13 protein-coding genes are annotated in these 17,129 nt (G+C 62.3%); 12 read left to right on the top strand and 1 reads right to left on the bottom strand.

Annotated features, from left to right (window positions below):
- The first annotated feature begins 86 nt into the window (after positions 1–86).
- The 12 genes from AC3A4Z_RS19210 to AC3A4Z_RS19155 all read left to right on the top strand — a co-directional run bounded on the left by AC3A4Z_RS19210 (position 87) and on the right by AC3A4Z_RS19155 (position 15,646).
- Entirely contained in the window at positions 87–2,780 is a 2,694-nt protein-coding gene (locus AC3A4Z_RS19210; RefSeq protein WP_498713423.1) for an AAA family ATPase, read from the top strand.
- Between the two features lie 154 nt (positions 2,781–2,934).
- Positions 2,935–4,560 carry a sugar transferase gene (locus AC3A4Z_RS19205; protein WP_498713421.1) on the top strand — a complete coding sequence of 542 codons (1,626 nt, stop codon included), beginning with the start codon at positions 2,935–2,937 and terminating at the stop codon, positions 4,558–4,560.
- 24 nt (positions 4,561–4,584) lie between these two features.
- Positions 4,585–5,715, top strand: coding sequence for a Gfo/Idh/MocA family protein (locus tag AC3A4Z_RS19200; RefSeq protein WP_498713419.1), 1,131 nt, complete (start codon positions 4,585–4,587; stop codon positions 5,713–5,715).
- On the top strand, positions 5,712–6,707 hold the full coding sequence (locus AC3A4Z_RS19195) for an NAD-dependent epimerase/dehydratase family protein (RefSeq protein WP_498713417.1): 996 nt from the start codon (positions 5,712–5,714) through the stop codon (positions 6,705–6,707). The genes AC3A4Z_RS19200 and AC3A4Z_RS19195 overlap by 4 nt, the downstream gene beginning before the upstream one ends.
- Positions 6,704–7,870, top strand: coding sequence for a DegT/DnrJ/EryC1/StrS family aminotransferase (locus tag AC3A4Z_RS19190; RefSeq protein ID WP_498713415.1), 1,167 nt, complete (start codon positions 6,704–6,706; stop codon positions 7,868–7,870). Before AC3A4Z_RS19195 ends, AC3A4Z_RS19190 begins: the two co-directional genes overlap by 4 nt.
- Entirely contained in the window at positions 7,867–8,526 is a 660-nt protein-coding gene (locus AC3A4Z_RS19185; protein ID WP_050057153.1) for an acetyltransferase, read from the top strand. Before AC3A4Z_RS19190 ends, AC3A4Z_RS19185 begins: the two co-directional genes overlap by 4 nt.
- A gap of 32 nt (positions 8,527–8,558) precedes the next feature.
- Positions 8,559–9,605, top strand: a complete 1,047-nt coding sequence (locus AC3A4Z_RS19180) for a glycosyltransferase family 2 protein (protein WP_498713411.1) — start codon at positions 8,559–8,561, stop codon at positions 9,603–9,605.
- Entirely contained in the window at positions 9,602–11,080 is a 1,479-nt protein-coding gene (locus AC3A4Z_RS19175) for a lipopolysaccharide biosynthesis protein (protein WP_498713572.1), read from the top strand. The genes AC3A4Z_RS19180 and AC3A4Z_RS19175 overlap by 4 nt, the downstream gene beginning before the upstream one ends.
- Before the next feature lie 22 nt (positions 11,081–11,102).
- Positions 11,103–12,212 (top strand): DegT/DnrJ/EryC1/StrS family aminotransferase, encoded by a 1,110-nt coding sequence (locus AC3A4Z_RS19170; protein ID WP_498713410.1) that lies wholly within the window; start codon positions 11,103–11,105, stop codon positions 12,210–12,212.
- A gap of 5 nt (positions 12,213–12,217) precedes the next feature.
- Positions 12,218–13,318 (top strand): glycosyltransferase family 2 protein, encoded by a 1,101-nt coding sequence (locus tag AC3A4Z_RS19165; protein WP_498713409.1) that lies wholly within the window; start codon positions 12,218–12,220, stop codon positions 13,316–13,318.
- Positions 13,319–13,601: 283 nt separating this feature from the next.
- Positions 13,602–14,549, top strand: a complete 948-nt coding sequence (locus AC3A4Z_RS19160; protein WP_498713407.1) for a rhamnosyltransferase WsaF family glycosyltransferase — start codon at positions 13,602–13,604, stop codon at positions 14,547–14,549.
- Between the two features lie 455 nt (positions 14,550–15,004).
- Positions 15,005–15,646, top strand: coding sequence for a glycosyltransferase family 4 protein (locus AC3A4Z_RS19155; protein WP_498713405.1), 642 nt, complete (start codon positions 15,005–15,007; stop codon positions 15,644–15,646).
- Between the two features lie 187 nt (positions 15,647–15,833).
- Here AC3A4Z_RS19155 and AC3A4Z_RS19150 read toward each other — a convergent pair whose 3' ends face one another.
- The gene (locus AC3A4Z_RS19150; protein ID WP_498713403.1) at positions 15,834–17,123 is read right to left on the bottom strand and encodes an O-antigen ligase family protein; all 1,290 of its coding nucleotides are present in this window, start codon (positions 17,121–17,123) and stop codon (positions 15,834–15,836) included.
- Between the last annotated feature and the right edge of the window lie 6 nt (positions 17,124–17,129).

Raw genomic sequence — 17,129 nt, 5'->3', positions numbered from 1 at the left:
CATGCACGTTGGCCGGATGGTGCAGTGCGACAAATGCTGTAACTGACAACGCAGGAAACTGGTCTCCTTCTATGGATGGGGACCCCATGTCGTTAATTGGCAGAAGCAAGGAACTTGACCGGATCCTGTCCGTGATCAGGGGCCCCAAGGAAGCGGCCCTCGTCGTGACGGGTTCCCGCGGGCTGGGAAAATCCGCACTGCTTAGCGAGATCCCCCGGCTTTCGGATTACCGGACGGTGTTCCTTCGCGCCAGCGTCTCCGAATCGGACTGGCCGCTGTCCGGACTTACGGCACTCCTGAACGGCATGGATGATCCGGTCCTCAACCGGATCGCCGATGAACTTCTTCGTGATACTTCCGGGGCCCTGGACGTGGCCGCAGTCTCCACCATGCTGCTTACCGGGCTGCATCAGCGTTCATCGTCCCGCACCATTGTGGTGATCGACGACGCCGACCAACTGGACCCGAGCAGCCAGGCCATCATCGGCTACCTTGCCAGGCGCCTGGCGGGAACTGACCTCGCGGTCTTCGCCGGCGTGCGTGAAGACACCACGGACAGCCCGTTCTCGAGCCTGCCTGTCCTGCAGCTGGGTGCCCTGGGCTATAACGACACCGTCCGCATGCTGGAGGCCATCCCCGCGCGCCAGGCAGCGACGGCGGCAGTACATGCAGTAGCCGCAGCATCGCAGGGAAACCCCTTGGCCGCCGTCGAACTTTACAACGCCCTGCTGGAACGCCAGGCGGAGGGGAAGTACGCCCTCCCCGTTCCGCTGCCCGCCAGGGGCAGCTTCGAGGCAGAGTTTGCGTCTGCGCTGGGCGGGCTTACACCGGCAGCGCGGAAGACCCTTGACCTGCTGTCGCTCTCCTTCCGGAGCGGGATCACAACCCTTGAGAAGATCCACAGCGACGTCTGGACCGGGGTGGATGAACTCCTTGCCACCGGCCTGGTCAGCCGTTCGGGTCCCTATCTGGGGATCAGGGACCAGTTGCTCCGCGGCTACGTCTTCTCCGCAATGACACCGGCTGTGCGCACCGCAAGCCACCGGGCCCTGGCCGAGGCGGCCGGCGACTCGGATCCGTACGCCCGCAGATGGCATTTGAGCTTCACCGCACTGGAGCGGCAAACGCCGTTTGGACTCCTCCGGTTTGCTGTTGAGCTCATCCGGGCGGGGGAAGTGGCCTTCGCCGTTGAATACATTGAGCGGGCCCTCACCATCAACCCGTGGGAGGCTGAAACGGCCGCGCGCCTGACCACCGTCGCGGAGCTGCTGTTCAACCGCGGTGAATTCGTTCACGCCAGGCGCTACCTTGATTGGGCCAGGCGGGTGACGCGGAACCCTGCGCTGATTCTCCGGCTGACAGGCCTGTCGTTCGAGATCGAGTTCCTCCAGGGTGCTGCGGTGCGGGCCAGCATGGTGCTGCGCCTGGTCAAGGAATTCGGGCAGCATGATCCGGCGTATTCGGCCAAGCTGCTGGCCGTCGGTTCGCTGTACTTCGCCGAACGCTGGGAACTGAAGGACGCCGCTGCCCTGCTCCGCTACGCCGAAGAGTTCCAGGGCTCAGCCTCCCCTGAGTGCCTGGCAGTGGCGGACAAGGCCAAGCTCCTGGTGGAAGCCATCAGCGGGAATTCCGAAAACCTCAAGCGCAAGAACGACCAGGCGGGCAACGCCTGGGTGGCCGGGCTGCTGGTGCACGGCCGCGCCCTGAGCTACGCGGAGCATCATGGCCTTGCCCAGGAAGCCTTCGCGATGGTGCGGAACTCCGCAGAGCCCAGCCACGCCAACTGGCGGGAGACCGCCGCCTACCTTGCCGTGGACAACGAGATCCGGGCCGGCAACGTCCGGGCCGCGGTGAAGCTTATTGAAGACCTGGAGCTCCGCGAACCGGAGATGAAATACCACCGCGGGATGCGGTATGTCTTCAGAGTATGGCGGGCACAAGCCCTCGGGGATGAAGCGCTGGCGCGGATCAATGTAGCGGATGCCCAGCACTTCTCCGGTGCGGAAAGCCACCGGTCCATCACCGCGCAGCTCGCAGCCATCCAAGGCCACTTCGAACTGATGCGCGGCAACCTGGCCGAGTCGCTGGCCCAGCTGTCCCGTGCGGCCGAGCTGGGCCTGGAGTTCGGCAACCCGACGTTGCTCCGGTGCGAGGCGGACCTGGTGGAGGTCCTGGTGCGGCTGGGCCGGCACCGCGAGGCCAGCCAGGCGCTCTACCGGCTGGAAAGCCGGTCCGTGGGGCTGCGGTCACCGTGGCTCATGATGGTGGTGGCCCGGAGCCGGGCCATGCTCGCCGACGGCGATCAGTCACTGCAGCTTTTCTGCCAGGCACTCGAGAGCCGGAACGGCCACGACTCCCTGCTGGAACGGGCCCGGACCCTGCTCTGCTACGCGGAGCGGCTGGGCGCCTTCGGCCGGCTGCGCGAGGCCCGCGATGCGATGCTCCGCGCCAAGGTGATGTTCGATGAGGCGGGAGCCGACGCCTGGACCCAGCATGTTGATTCGCTGCTCCTGGATGAACGGGTGGAACCCTCACGCGCCAAGGGCAACCCTGCCATGCTGATGCTGGCCGACCACGAACGATCGCTGGCGCAGATGGTGGCGCGCGGCATGCGCAACAAGGAGATTGCGGCCACACTCTACGTGTCCGTCCGGACCGTGGAAGTACGCCTCACAGCGATCTACCGCAAGCTCGGCGTGGAGTCGCGTGCGCAGCTCACTGCCCTCGCCGCAGGCAAGGACAATACGGCCCGCGAGCCCTACGTACTGCCCGTCCTTTAGCCCCGTATCCGGGCTTCTGCAGGTACCCGCATTTTCCACATCGTACGGCCGCTACTTCCACAAGCGGCCTTCCATTCCCCGCTGCGGCAGCTTTTCCGAAGCTAATTTTGCTTCACGGCCAGAACACAGGCGGATACGCCGGGAAGGGGACACCATGGCAGAGATACCAGTGGCCAGGACCCGGGGCACTGCCTTTGACTGGCCCGTTGCGCCCGCTGCTGCACAGCGGATGGCAACAGCGCCGTTGGCGGCGGCGGAAACCGCAGGAACCCGGTTCCTGCTGCCGCCAACGGGCGCTCCAGCAACTGCACCCGCAACGCCGGCCCCTGCACCGCAGGCCCCCTTTATCCCCACGCGCAAGGCTGCGGCCTCCTGGCTCGCCAGGCACATTAACTTCCTGCGCACTACCGACTCCGCCCTGGTCCTGGCGGCCGTGTTTGCCGGCTACGAGCTCTCCAACGTGGGCGTGGCTTCCGCGGGGCCCGGCGATGCCGGCACCCTGGTGACCGCTGCCGCCGTCGCGCTTTTATGGCCCACTTCCTTGGAGATTTACCGCACCCGCGACGCAAAGGTGCTGGGGGTGGGCGCAGACGAGTTCAAGCGCGTCGCATCGGCAAGCCTGCGGATCTTCGGGCTGCTCGCCATCGCCGCGGTGGTGTTCTCCGTCCACGGCGCCGCTGCCTTCGTCACGGTGTCCCTGCCGCTGGGCCTGGTGTTCCTGACCGCCAACCGCTGGGTCTTCCGGCGGCGGCTCACGGCTGAGAAGGCGAAGGGCCGCCACCTCTCGCGGGCAGTGGTGGTGGGTGACCCGGAAGACGTCCGGTACGTTGTGCAGCAGGTCTCGCGGAAATCCGGACCCGTCTACAACATCCTCGGTGTCTGCCTCCCGGGAGCACGCCGCGGCACCAGCCTCAGCGTGGACAGCACCCTGGTGCCGGTCCTGTCCTCCACGGATGACATTGCCCGTACCGTCCGCCTGATGGAAGCCGACTCGGTGATCGTGGCCGGGCCGCTTCCGGGCGGCAACCGGTTCATCCGGGAACTGGGCTGGAAGCTCGAAGAGTGTTCCGCCGAGATGGTCCTGGCGGCAACACTGACCAACGTGGCCGGACCGCGCATCCACTGGCGGCCGGTGGAGGGCCTGCCCCTGATGCACGTGGACATTCCGCAGTACAGCGGCGCCAAGCATGTCCTGAAGCGGGTCATGGATGTGGCCATGGCCCTGGCCGCCCTGCTGGTGCTGTCCCCGGTGCTGCTGGTCCTTGCCGTGATCGTGCGCCTGGACAGCCCCGGCCCGGTGTTCTTCCGGCAGGACCGGATCGGCAAAGGCGGCAGCGTCTTTGGAATGTTCAAGTTCCGTTCCATGGTGGTAGACGCCGAAGCCCGCCTGGCCGCGCTCAACGCGCACAACCAGGGGGCAGGCGTCCTCTTCAAGATGCGCGACGATCCGCGGGTAACACGGTGCGGGCGCTGGATGCGCAAGTACTCCCTCGACGAGCTCCCGCAGCTCTGGAACGTAGTGCTTGGCCACATGAGCATGGTGGGCCCACGGCCGCCGCTGGACCGTGAGGTGAGTGCCTACGAGCGGCACACCCACCGCCGGCTGCTGATCAAACCCGGAATCACGGGGCTGTGGCAGATCAACGGCCGCTCCGACCTCGCTTGGGACGAAGCCGTCCGGCTGGATCTCTACTACGTCGAAAACTGGTCCATCGCCGGCGATCTGCTGATCCTGTGGCGGACCTTCCGCGCAGTCATCCAGCCGTCCGGCGCCTACTAACAACCCTTCGGGAAAGAAAGTGACATGAGGACATTCCCCAATCCATTCCACACCCCCACCCACCGGCAGCCGACCCCCAAACTCAAGATCGCCGTCGTCGGAGCCGGATACTGGGGCCCCAACCTGGCCCGCAACCTGCAGGCAAGCACGGACTGGGACCTGGTGGCCATCTGCGACCTGGACATCGAACGGGCCCGCAAGCTGGCTGCCACCCTGGGGGAAATCCCGGTGGTCGAGTCCCTGGATGAACTGCTGGACACGTTTGACGTGGACGCCGTGGCCATTGCGACGCCGGCCCGCACCCACCACGGCACGGTCATGACGGCGCTGCGCGCCGGAAAGCACGTCCTGGTGGAGAAGCCGCTGGCGGACAGCCGGGCGCATGGACTGGAGATGGTGGCCGAAGCGCGGACGCGGGGCCTGGTGCTGATGGCGGACCACACGTATTGCTACACACCGGCGGTGCTGAAGATGCAGGAGCTGGTGCAGGCGGGGTCCCTGGGCGAGATCCTTTTTGTGGATTCCACCCGCATCAACCTGGGGCTCGTCCAGCCGGACGTGAATGTGTTCTGGGACCTGGCGCCGCACGATCTGGCCATCCTGGATTTTGTCCTCCCCGGCGGGCTGAACCCCGCGGAAGTCTCGGCCTTCGGCGCCGACCCCCTGGGAACCGGGCGGGACTGCGTGGGGCACCTGAACTTCCGGCTCCCCAATGATGCCACCGCCCACGTGCACGTGAACTGGCTCAGCCCCACCAAGATCCGCCAAATGGTGATCGGCGGATCGCTCCGGACCCTGGTGTGGGATGACCTGAACCCGCAGCAGCGGCTCAGCGTGTACGACAGGGGCGTCAGCCTGGACCGGCAGCCGAAGTCGGCCGGGGAGAAGGCTTCCAACGCCGTGTCCTACCGGCTCGGGGACACGTGGTCGCCCGCGCTGCCGGAACGTGAAGCGCTGGGACAGGTGGTGGCCGAGCTCGCCTTCTGTATCCGCAATGGCCAGGAGGCCCGGACCGGCGGGGAGTCCGGCCTTCGGGTCCTGTCTGTCCTCGAAGCGGTGACGCGCAGCCTCAGCCTGGACGGCCAGGCCTCCCCGGTGGAAGGAACCGGGGCTACGGAAGCAGCATCCGGCGTCGAACTGGAGGGTGTGCGGTGAGCCGGCTGGAAGGGGCCAACGTCCTGGTGACCGGCGGCGCGGGAACCATCGGTTCCACCCTGGTGGACGCACTGCTGCAAGCGGGCGTGGACCACGTGGACGTATTGGACAACCTGGTACGGGGCCGCCTGGGCAACCTGGCCGGGGCAATGTCCAGCGGGCAGGTGGAGCTGGTGCACGGAGACATCGGGGACCGCGACCTGGTCCATGACCTGACGCGGGGCAAGGACCTGGTGTTCCATCAGGCGGCCATCCGGATCACGCAGTGCGCGGAGGAACCGCGGCTGGCGCTGGAGGTCATGGTGGACGGGACCTTCAACATCCTCGAAGCCGCGGCCGAGCACAAGGTGGACAAACTGGTGGCCGCCTCGAGTGCCTCGGTGTACGGCATGGCGGAGGAATTTCCCACCCGCGAAAGCCACCACCACGCCAACAACGACACCTTTTACGGGGCCGCGAAATCGTTCAATGAGGGAATGGCCCGCAGCTTCCACGCGATGACCGGGCTGGACTTCGTGATGCTGCGCTACTTCAACGTTTATGGCCCGCGGATGGACGTCCACGGCCTCTACACCGAGGTGCTGGTGCGCTGGATGGAGCGGATCATGGACGGCCAGCCGCCGCTCATCTTCGGGGACGGGCTGCAGACGATGGACTTCGTCCATACGGCCGACGTGGCGCGGGCGAATGTCTTTGCGGCCGCCAGCGGAGTCACGGACGGAATCTACAACATCGCCAGCGGAACCGAGACCAGCCTGCTGGAGATGGCGGAGGCGCTGCTGCGGGTCATGGACTCGGATCTGGCGGTGGAACACGGGCCGGCGCGGCAGGTCAACGGTGTGGTCCGGCGCCTGGCTGATACCTCCGCTGCAGCCCGCGACCTGGGATTCAAGGCGGAGGTGGACCTCGAAGAGGGACTGCGGGAGCTCGTCACCTGGTGGCAGCCGCTCCGGGACGAGATCGCGGCGACACGGAAAGCCGGTGCCAAATGAGTACGGAAGCGGTCCTTGCCCGGATCAACGTCATGAAGCCCTGGCTGGGGGAAGAAGAAGCCAGGGCCCTGGCGGAAGTGGTCGCTTCCGGCTGGGTGGCCCAGGGACCGAAGGTCAAGGAGTTCGAGACGGCGTTCGCCGCCGCGCAGGGGGTGCGGCACGCCGTCGCAACCTCCAACTGCACTACCGCGCTGCACCTGGCGCTGGTGGTGGCGGGCATCGGCCCGGGCGACGACGTAGTGGTCCCGTCACTGTCCTTCATCGCGACGGCGAACGCGGTCACCTATGTGGGGGCCCGCCCCGTCTTCTGCGACGTCGACCCGGCAACGGGGAACATGACCGCCGAGACCATCCACGCGGCCCTGACTTTGGATACCCGGGCCGTGATTGTGGTGGACCAGGGCGGCATGCCCTTGGATATGGATCCGATCCGCGAACTGTGCGACCGGCATGAGATCACCGTCATCGAGGACGCGGCTTGCGCTGTTGGGTCCACTTATAAAGGGCGGCCGGTGGGCATTGGCGCGGATGTGGCGGTGTGGTCCTTCCATCCGCGCAAGATCCTCACCACCGGTGAAGGCGGAATGCTCACCACCAACCGGGCCGATTGGGCCGCCCGGGCCAGGACGCTCCGGGAGCACTCCATGAGTGTGTCCGCCACGGACCGGCACGGCTCAGTGCTGGCACCGCCGGAGGTCTACCTGGAGGTGGGCTTCAACTACCGGATGACGGACCTGCAGGCCGCCGTGGGAATTGTGCAACTGGGGCGGCTGCCCGAGGTGGTGGCACGCCGCCGGGATATCGCGGCCCGGTACGTTGCCGGGCTCGCGGGCCTGCGGGGACTGCGGCTGGTGTCCGACCCGCCGTACGGGACCACCAACTTCCAGTCGCTGTGGCTGGAGGTTTTGCCTGGTTTCGGCACCAGCCGCGAAGGCCTGCTGGAACGGCTCGCGGAGGCCGGCATCTCGGCCCGGAGGGGCATCATGGCGGCGCACCGGCAGCCCGCATACCGCTGGCGGGACACCGGCAGTTCGCTGCTGCAGCACACTGAACGGCTCAACGACAGGACCCTGATTCTTCCGGTCTTCCACGAACTCGACGAGGACAGCCTCAGCCGGATCATCAGGACCATCCGCAGTGCCGCCACGGGGGCGGCCACGTGAGCGAGCTGATCCTGATCGCGGCCAGCGGCCTGGCCCGGGAAGTCCTGGCGATGGTGCGCGCCAGCGGGCAGTACGACGTGGTGGGCCTGCTGGACGACGACAAGGAGATGGCAGGGGTGACGGTGGACGGCGCCCCGGTGCTGGGAACCATTGACGACGCCGGGAGATACACCCACGCGTTGATCCTGGTGTGCATCGGCTCGGGGAAGTCGCGGGAGGCGGTGGTGGAGCGGCTCACCGCGATGGGGCTCAGCGAAGCCCGGTATGCCACGGCCATCGACCCCACCGTGCAGTACCCCGAGGGGTGCCGGATCGGACGCGGCAGCATCCTGCTGCGCAACGTCACCATGACTGCCGCGGTCACCCTGGGGTCCCATGTGGTGGCCATGCCGTCTGTTACCTTCACGCACGACGACGACGTGGCCGACTTTGCCACGTTCGCTGCGGGAGTGTCCTTGGGCGGCGGAGTCCGGATCGGCCGGGCTGCCTACCTGGGCATGAACGCGAGCGTCCGCGAGCGTACGTCGGTAGGGGCCTACGCGACCGTGGGCATGGGCGCCGCGGTACTCAGCAATGTGCCCGACGGCGAGACCTGGGTTGGCGTGCCGGCGCACGAGATTGAACGGGAAAGTTTCCATTTCGGGGGTGTGCGGTGAGTGCCGGGCTGCTGGGAAGCAGCACCCTGCGAATGCCCGCCTCCAAGTTGCATGGGCGGCCGCTCGTCTCGGTGGTTATCCCCTGCTATAACTACAAGCGCTTCCTGACTGAGGCCGTGGCCTCCGTGCTGGCCCAGGAGGATGTGGAGCTGGACGTGGTTATCGTCGACGATGCGTCCACGGATGGCAGCGGCGAGCTGGCCCAGGAACTCGCGTCCGGCGATCCCCGCATCCGAACGGTGCTGCACTCTGCGAACCAAGGCCATATCGCCACGTACAACGATGGGCTTGCCCGTGTGCTGGGTGACTATGTGGTGCTCCTCTCCGCCGATGACCTGCTGGCACCGGGGTCCCTGGGCAGGGCGGCTGCCCTGATGGAGAAGCACAGGGATGTTGGGCTCGTTTATGGCTACGCGGAGGAATTCTCGTCAAGGCCCGAGCCAGAGCCGGCCAGACGCATCACGTGGTCTGTGTGGAGTGGCGAAGAGTGGATCGGCCACCTCTGCCGGCGTGGTTCCAACATCATCGTGAACCCGGAGGCCGTCATTCGGCGCTCTGTGATGGACCAGTTGGGGGGCTACCGTGCCGACATGCCCCACGCTGCGGACATGGAGCTGTGGATGCGGGCCGCTTCCTTGGGCTCGGTGGGAAGGATCAACGGTCCGGTCCAGGCCTTTTACCGGGTGCATGGGCAAAACATGCACCTGACTGATTTCAACTCCACGGTTGACGACATCCGTGCCCGGCGCGAAGTCTTTGATTCGTTGTGCGGCCTTCCCGGACAGCCGCTGCAGCGGCCGCGGCAGCTGGTACGCACCGCGCGGCGGGCCATCGCCCTTGAGGCAGTCAGGGCAGCCGTGCACGTTGCGGATACCCGGCAGGACGGATCATTATGCGCTGTCGAACTCGCCGAATTCGCAGTCGAAACGGACGCGTCCGTTACCGGCTTACGTATTTGGAGAGCGTATCTGCGGCGCCGTGACGGCGGAACGGTCGCCGGTGAACCGGGCCTTTCCGCTTGGGTGGACCGTTGGCGCTGGTCACTCCGGTGGCGGCGCTGGAGGCGGACCGGGATATGACGCACACCGCAGCCACGGGACTGCGTGGCAAAATCGGGGCAGGATTGGCATGGAGCACACTAAACAGTCTTGTGCTCCGAGTGGGCAACTTCGCAGTTGGAATAATTCTCGCAAGGCTCCTGGTCCCTGAGCAGTTCGGGGTGTTTGCTGTCGCCCTGACAGTCCAGGCCGTCCTCATGACCCTTGCGGACCTCGGCATGAGCACAGACCTGATCCGCTCAGAGAATGCGGACGAAAAAGCGCCGACAGTCGCCACCCTGGCGCTCGTGTCCGGAGCGACTCTCACGGCGGTTATGGCTGCTTCCGCAGATCGGCTGGCCGACCTGCTCGGCAGTAGCCAGGCGGGCCCCGTCATCTCGGTATTGGCATTGTCCTTGATTCTGTCGAGTGCTGGAGTTGTGCCCTACGCCACTCTTCAGCGCCAATTCGCGCAGAACAAGCTCTTCCTTATCGCCCTAATGGAGTTTGCTTTTGGAACTAGCCTGACCATCGGCCTGCTTCTTGGCGGTTGGGGGGTCATGAGCCTCGCAGTTGCCAGGATTGCCGCTCAATTGCTGACCCTTGTGCTTCAATTCATTCTTTCGGGCGAGCGCGTCCGATTCGGTTTTGACCCCAGACTGGCCTCAGGAATCCTGAAATTCGGCCTCCCCGTGTCGCTGGCGAACATGCTCTCGTGGGCACTGCTTAACGTAGACAACGTAGCCGTCTCGCGCTTGGCCGGCCCTGTTGCTCTTGGCTTTTATTTTCTAGCCTTCAACGTCTCGAACTGGCCGATGAGTGCACTCGGCCAGGTAGTCCGGTCAGTCTCGATTCCCGCCTTCGCACGACTGGCCACCGCGCACTTCGACCAGAGCTTTGCTGTGGTTGCGGGACCAGTCTGGGCGGTGTCACTTCTCGCCGGAATGATGCTGGCGGTGCTCGCTGAACCGGTCATTGAGCTAATCTACGGCCCGACTTGGTCGCCTGCAGCCGGTGTTTTGGTCTGGTTGGGACTCTTCGGTTCCTTACGTACCCTTTTCGATCTTTCGGCGTCCTACCTTCTCGCAAGGGGTGCCGCCAAAGCAACCTTCCTGGTGCAGGTGGCTTGGGTAGCTGCTTTGGTTCCCGCAGTGATCATCGGTGTGAACCTTGCTGGCACGACGGGAGCGGCCTTGGCACATCTGGCCACAGCGATTGTGGTCGTATGCACTGCATATGCCCTAGCGCTTCGAAGTAACGGTGTGGATGTTCGCGCAGTAATCTCCCGGCTCTGGCCACCGGCAGCGGCAGCAGTGCCTGCTGCCGCTGCCTCAGTTGCAGCGATGGCTCAAGTGCCATCGCCTCTCGGCAGCATCCTCGCAGGAGGGGCAAGCGGTTTGATCGTCTACGCAGTACTGCTCGGATCGTGGTTCCGGAGCAGGGTGCGTGAAACCCGTGACTGGCTCCCCACCGACACCTCCCTTATCGAACCCGATGTCAGCGCGGCAGGGCGCTGACCACACCTTGAGGAAGATTGCCATGATCCAGCAGAACGTGCCACTAGTAGATCTTTCGCACCAGCAGCAGAAAGTAAATGACGCAATTCGTGAAGGCTTCAATCGTGTCATTGCGGAATCAAGCTTCATTTTGGGTCCGCAAGTCGGCGAATTCGAGCAAGCGTGGGCAGCATACTGCGAGGTGAAGTTCGCGATGGGAGTAGGAAACGGGAGTGACGCTGTCGAGCTCGCGCTACGGGCAGCAGGCGTGGGCCCCGGTGACGAAGTGATCGTCCCTGCCAATACCTTCGTTGCGACAGCTGGAGCAGTTGTTCGAGCCGGTGCCACCCTCATCCTTGCGGATTGCGATGAGGACTTCCTCTTGAGTCCCGAAGAAGTGGCAAGCAAGGTTGGCCCCAAAACCAGAGCTGTAATCGGCGTCCACCTGTATGGACAGACGGCCCCAATGGAAGCAATCAGAAGCGTTGTGCCGCCACATGTCACACTCATAGAGGACATGGCGCAGGCCCAGGGCGCCTCACGCTTGGGAAGAAAGGCAGGAACGCTCGGAGACGTAGCAGCTACGAGTTTCTATCCGGGCAAGAATTTAGGCGCATTCGGCGACGCCGGAGCGATAATGACCAATTCGGAGGAAATTGCCGAAAGGATACGTCGGCTCCGAAATCACGGCGGGACCCTTCGCTATCAGCACCTGGACATTGGCTTCAACTCGCGGCTGGATACTCTGCAAGCCGTAGTCCTCAATGCCAAACTGGCACTCCTGGACGAGTGGAATCAGCAGCGGCTCGCGGCTGCCAATCTCTATCACGAACTCCTTGACGGTGTGGAAAATGTAGTACTTCCGCGGACAGTAGCTGGCAACGGGCACGTCTTCCACCTTTTCGTTATACGGGTACCGGAGCGGGACCGAGTAATCCGGTACCTAAACAGCGTTGGTATTTGGGCCGGAATCCATTACCCCGCGCCGATACACATGCTCCCAGCATACGCATTCCTGGGATTGGACGAGGGTTCATTTCCGCAAGCCGAAGATTATTCACGACAAATACTTTCCCTACCTCTGTACCCGGGCATCAGCACGGTTCAGCAGGAGCAGGTTGCCCATAGTCTACGGACGGCACTAGGAGATTAATTGACATGAATTCAACACAGCCGGAAGTTGGTCAAAGGATCAGGGTCAAGCCCCTAAATCTAAGACCCTATAAACCCACCGTTACAGTGGTCATCTCTTGCTACAACTATGCTCATTTTCTTCCCCAAGCGGTAACAAGTTGCATATTTCAAGAGGAAGTTGATGTGGACGTGATTATTGTCGATGACGCCTCTACAGACTCAAGCCTTGCAGTCGCCCACAGGTTGGCTGATGAACACTCCCACGTCACGGTCCTGGCACATGCGCGGAATAAGGGAATGGTAGAGACCTTTAATGATGGGGCAAGAGCCGCTACGGGCGAGTTTCTGGTCCGGCTGGACGCTGATGACCTTCTCACCCCTGGTTCCCTTAGCCGCGCCACGATGGTCGCACAAAATTTCCCCTCCGTGGGGCTTGTTTATGGCCACCCGCAACATTTCAGTTCCGCCGCCCTTCCCGTGCCCCGGACTACGGCAAGGGCGTGGACGATTTGGCCGGGAATGGCATGGTTGAAGGACAGATGCCGCTCAGGGAGAAACGTCATCACCTCACCTGAGGCGCTCATGCGCCGCACATTGGTCGAGGAGCTCGGGTACCAAGCACCTCTTCGCCACACTCCGGACATGGAGTTGTGGTTGCGGCTGTCTGCCTTTGCAGACGTTGCCTACATTCATGGTGCAGACCAAGCCTGGCATCGTGATCATCCAGACAGCATGTCTGCGAAGGAGGTGGATGGGCTTCTTGACTTGAATGAGCGGTTAGAGGCTTTTGAGGCTCTTTTTCAGGGCGCAGCCGGGCATTTGGAGGGGGCGTCCTCACTTCGTTCCACCGTTAAACGGACATTTGTGCTCGAAGCACTTCAGACTGCTTCATTGGAGCTGGATAGAGGCCTCCCGCATCCAACGCTGTTTCGGTCGTACCTTGACTTCGCCAAGTCCGTCGCTCCCGAAATTGAGGAATCAGAAGAATGGGCTCTTGTTACCGCCAGGTCCCGTCGCAAGCCGCCGTCGCATAAGGATGCTGCTGCACGATTGACGCGCCGCCTCCGGCGACGGCTTTATTCTGAGCTTAAATGGCGTCAATGGCAGCGAAATGGAGTGTACTAAGATGCCCACGTTGAGTGATGACTTGAGGCGCCTAGCTCTCCGAGCGCGGGCAAACGGTATTCAGGACGTAAAACAACGCTTAGTGCGCCGGACGATCAGATGGACCGCTAATAGATTCCGGACCGCAGAACTGGACTTCCCGTTGTTTCCACATGACATTGCAGACTCACGTCGGATCACCCCTGCCAGCGCGGCCCGTGATCACAGGCGCGGCCCTTTGCAGGTAGCTTGGATCTGTACTCCGCCGGTGCTCGGCAGCGGAGGCCACACAACCCTGTTTCGGATGATTGAGGGTCTCGAGCGCCGCGGCCATCGCTGCACGGTCCTTCTTTATGACCGGCATGGCTCCGAATTGAGTTATAGTGCGGGTGTGATAAGGGCAGGTTGGCCAAATTTGGCCGCCGAAATCCAGCATGTGCCTTCTCAAATACAGGGTTTCGACGCATGCGTGGCCAGCTCCTGGGAAACGGCTCACGTCTTAGCCAAACGGGGCCTGGAAGCACCCGCAAAGTTTTACTTCATACAAGACTTCGAACCGTACTTTTATCCGCGAGGAAGCCTTTATTCTTTAGCCGAGGATACTTACAGATTTGGCTTCCGGAATATTGCGGTGGGAAATATGGTACATGAAATATTGCTGCGAGAAATTGGTGTCGACTCGTCAATCGCGCCGTTCGGGTGCGACACCGGCGTATATCACTTGGACAACGTGGGCGTCAGGAGCGGTGTAGTCTTTTTTAGCCGTCCCGATGTTGACCGCCGCGGATTCCTCCTAGCGAAGCTGGCTTTGACCGAGTTTCATCGACGTCACCCGGAGCAGTTAATCACAGCTTTCGGGGACAGAATCTATAACTGGGATATTCCGCATCAATACGCGGGGCGATTGTCACCAACCGAACTTAATCACCTATACAACCAATCAGCTGCCGGCTTGGCACTATCCTTTACAAACGTTTCTCTCGTGCCTGAGGAGATGCTGGCAAGCGGACTTCGGCCGGTGGCCAACGATACACCTCTAGCGCGCATGGGCCTCCCGAATGAAAACATTATCTGGGCGGCGGCCACGCCGATCGCCTTGGCCGATGCATTGTCAAAAGCCATCGGCCAGCCCTCTGAGGAAGATCAATTGCGGGCGATGGCTGGAAGCGTCCGGCAGGGTTGGGAGGCCGCGCAACTCGCAGTTGCCCGAGAGATCGAGTCGGCTTGCTCAAGCAGGCTCCTAATGCGCTAGTTCGGGGAGGATTCGATCCAATGAGACCAGAAACAAAATTGGGCAATCACACCAAGTTAATCTTCCCAAAAGTGACCGTGATATATAGCGAGGAGTTGAATCCGATCGCATGGGAAGACAGACATCGGCGTGGTGAAGTACCTGGCAGATTTGCTTACGGGCTGGACCAACTAGCGCGAACGGGCTTCCAAGTGGGGGTTGAAACAGTCCGCCCCGCAGGTCGGGATCCCCGGATCTGGGCAGGAGTACTCGACCCGCGCCTCAACAAGAGACTTGCACAATCGCGTGACGAGAACACCTTCTTGGCGTGGGAGGAGTCGACGGCGATCCCGATGTTGTACAGGCATGGCCGGAGTCAGCACCGGCTGACAGCGGGCATGATATGGGCGACCGATGCAGTTTCCAGGGGACAATCTTCAGTCGGGCTTCGCCTCCTGCGAAGAACATACCGACGCATGGATGGCATCTGGGTGCTTTCGCGAGGCCAGTTGCCGGTCTTGAGAGAGTGGCTCGGCGTGCCCGAAAGCCGGCTGCACTATGTGCCGTTCGGCATTGACACCTCGTATTTTGCACAGATGCCAATGCCGACTGCACCGTTGGTTTTAAGCTTGGGTAATGATCGGGACCGCGATTTTGGCACCCTCTTGGACGCCATGCGAATAGTTAGGCAGAAGATGCCGGAAACACGTGTCGTTATTCAGTCTCGGAGGCTCTCGCATATGCCTGATGGTATTGAGGTGATCCCAAGGCTCAGTGGACCCGAAGTCAAGGCTTGGTATTCCCAGTCGAGCGTGGTTGCAATCGCAACCAAGCCCAACCTTCACGTCTCAGGGATGACGACGGCCCTTGAAGCCATGGCCACTGGACGACCAGTCGTACTCAGCCACACGGCAGGAGCCGAAGACTACGTACGAGACCGCACCACAGGTCGGCTGGTGCCTCCGGGCGTCCCGCGAGCAATGGCTGATGCTGTACTCGAATTGCTTCGGGACAGCGGGCTACGACGCCAGATGGGCGCGATGGCAGCAGAGCACGTTCGCGACTGTCATACAGAAAGTCACATGGCAGAAAGTCTGAAAGCCGTTATACGTCCGTAAGCGCATCGACTGATAGACGCGAAAGGCCGTCTGAAGCATTGATGAGCGGACCAGCCCTGGAGCTGTCGTGGAGCAAGTGCATCAGGGGAAGCAGCCCGGAGGCTGACCTGGAGCTGCACACTAGATGACAACGAACTGCCCCACGGAAGCTTTAGAGCCGTATCACATCCCCAGCCCTTCGCACCCTCTATGGTTGCTCCCTTGAAATCCGCCACATCGCCCCAGCGATCCCAAGCAGCAAGAACAAAAGCGTGGCCGCCATCGGGAAGGACAACGCATCGAAGAAGGCAAATGTGACGGCTCCGGCGGCTATCGAGGCAATCACTGCGTAGCTAAGACTGCGCTGGAGTGGCACCACGAGACGACGACTCGACAAAACACAGCAGATCACACCGGTAACGACCATTCCTAGGAATGCAAACAATCCAATGGGACCTATCTCGATAAGTAATCCAAAGTACTGATTGTCCAATATACGGTAGTCCGGGATGAAGGTATTGAGCCCTCGCCCCACTACCGAGTTCCTACCCACAAAGTCGAAAACAACTGCGGAACTGTTCGTTCGTGAGGCTATACTTGCATCCTCATCCAGGCCCATAAAGAGGCCGCGGATCGTTCCGATCATTCCCGGAACGAGCAAGTAAGTAACACCAAAGGCAGCCACTGCTGAAACGGCAACTCCTATTCGGACTCGCTTCGACCAGGAAAAAGCCAAGATTGCGACACCAACAAATACTCCTATGAGGGCAGACCGGGATACGGACAAAATCGCGGCGACGGAAATAGTCGCCACTGGGAACCACCTGGCGAAGCGTCCCTGATTCGAGTCGTTAATGGCCAGCATCAGCGCAATTGGCAACGACATGCAGAGTACTGTCGCGTACTCCAACGGATGCGATGCAGTGCCAGCAGCCCTCGTAAAGCCTGAACGCGTCTGTATGTTGTCATAGCTGGAATCAACGCCCGTGCCTGGGAATATCATGGCAGGGATCAGTGACTGACCGGACCAAAATTGAGCAAGCCCCAAAAGGGCCATTAGTCCCCCAAACAGCGCAAGCCTGCGGAGCAGGACGATCAGCTTTGCTGAGTCTGAGATGCCGTCATTCGCGATGAGTAGCATCCCAGCCCAACTAAAGACTCGAAGTAGTCCACTATCAGCCAGCCCGGCCTCACGTGTTGGAAGCCCAACAAAATTAGCTACCCCATAACTGCAGAGGACGACGCCCAAGAAAATCAAAAAAAGGAACCGCAGGGGCTGTTTACCGGAATTAACCGGGACCGGGCGCTGCAACTTGGACCATCCCCACCAGAGCAGTGCACCGAGAAACCATGCAGTTCCCGGCTTCCCTGCAGGACCAAGCGCGGGCACCGTGACGTAGCTTGGGACTGCACAGGTGATGATCAGCCCGGCTGTGATTACGGATACGGCATCCCAACGCGGTTTCTGCCGTAATGCGGACAAGGGTGCGTCGTCCACTCCCGC

It is taken from the genome of Arthrobacter sp. Soil_C_49 (assembly GCF_057656635.1).
The sequence above is the reverse complement of the archived record's forward strand: the minus strand, read 5'-3'. Positions and strand labels throughout refer to the sequence as shown.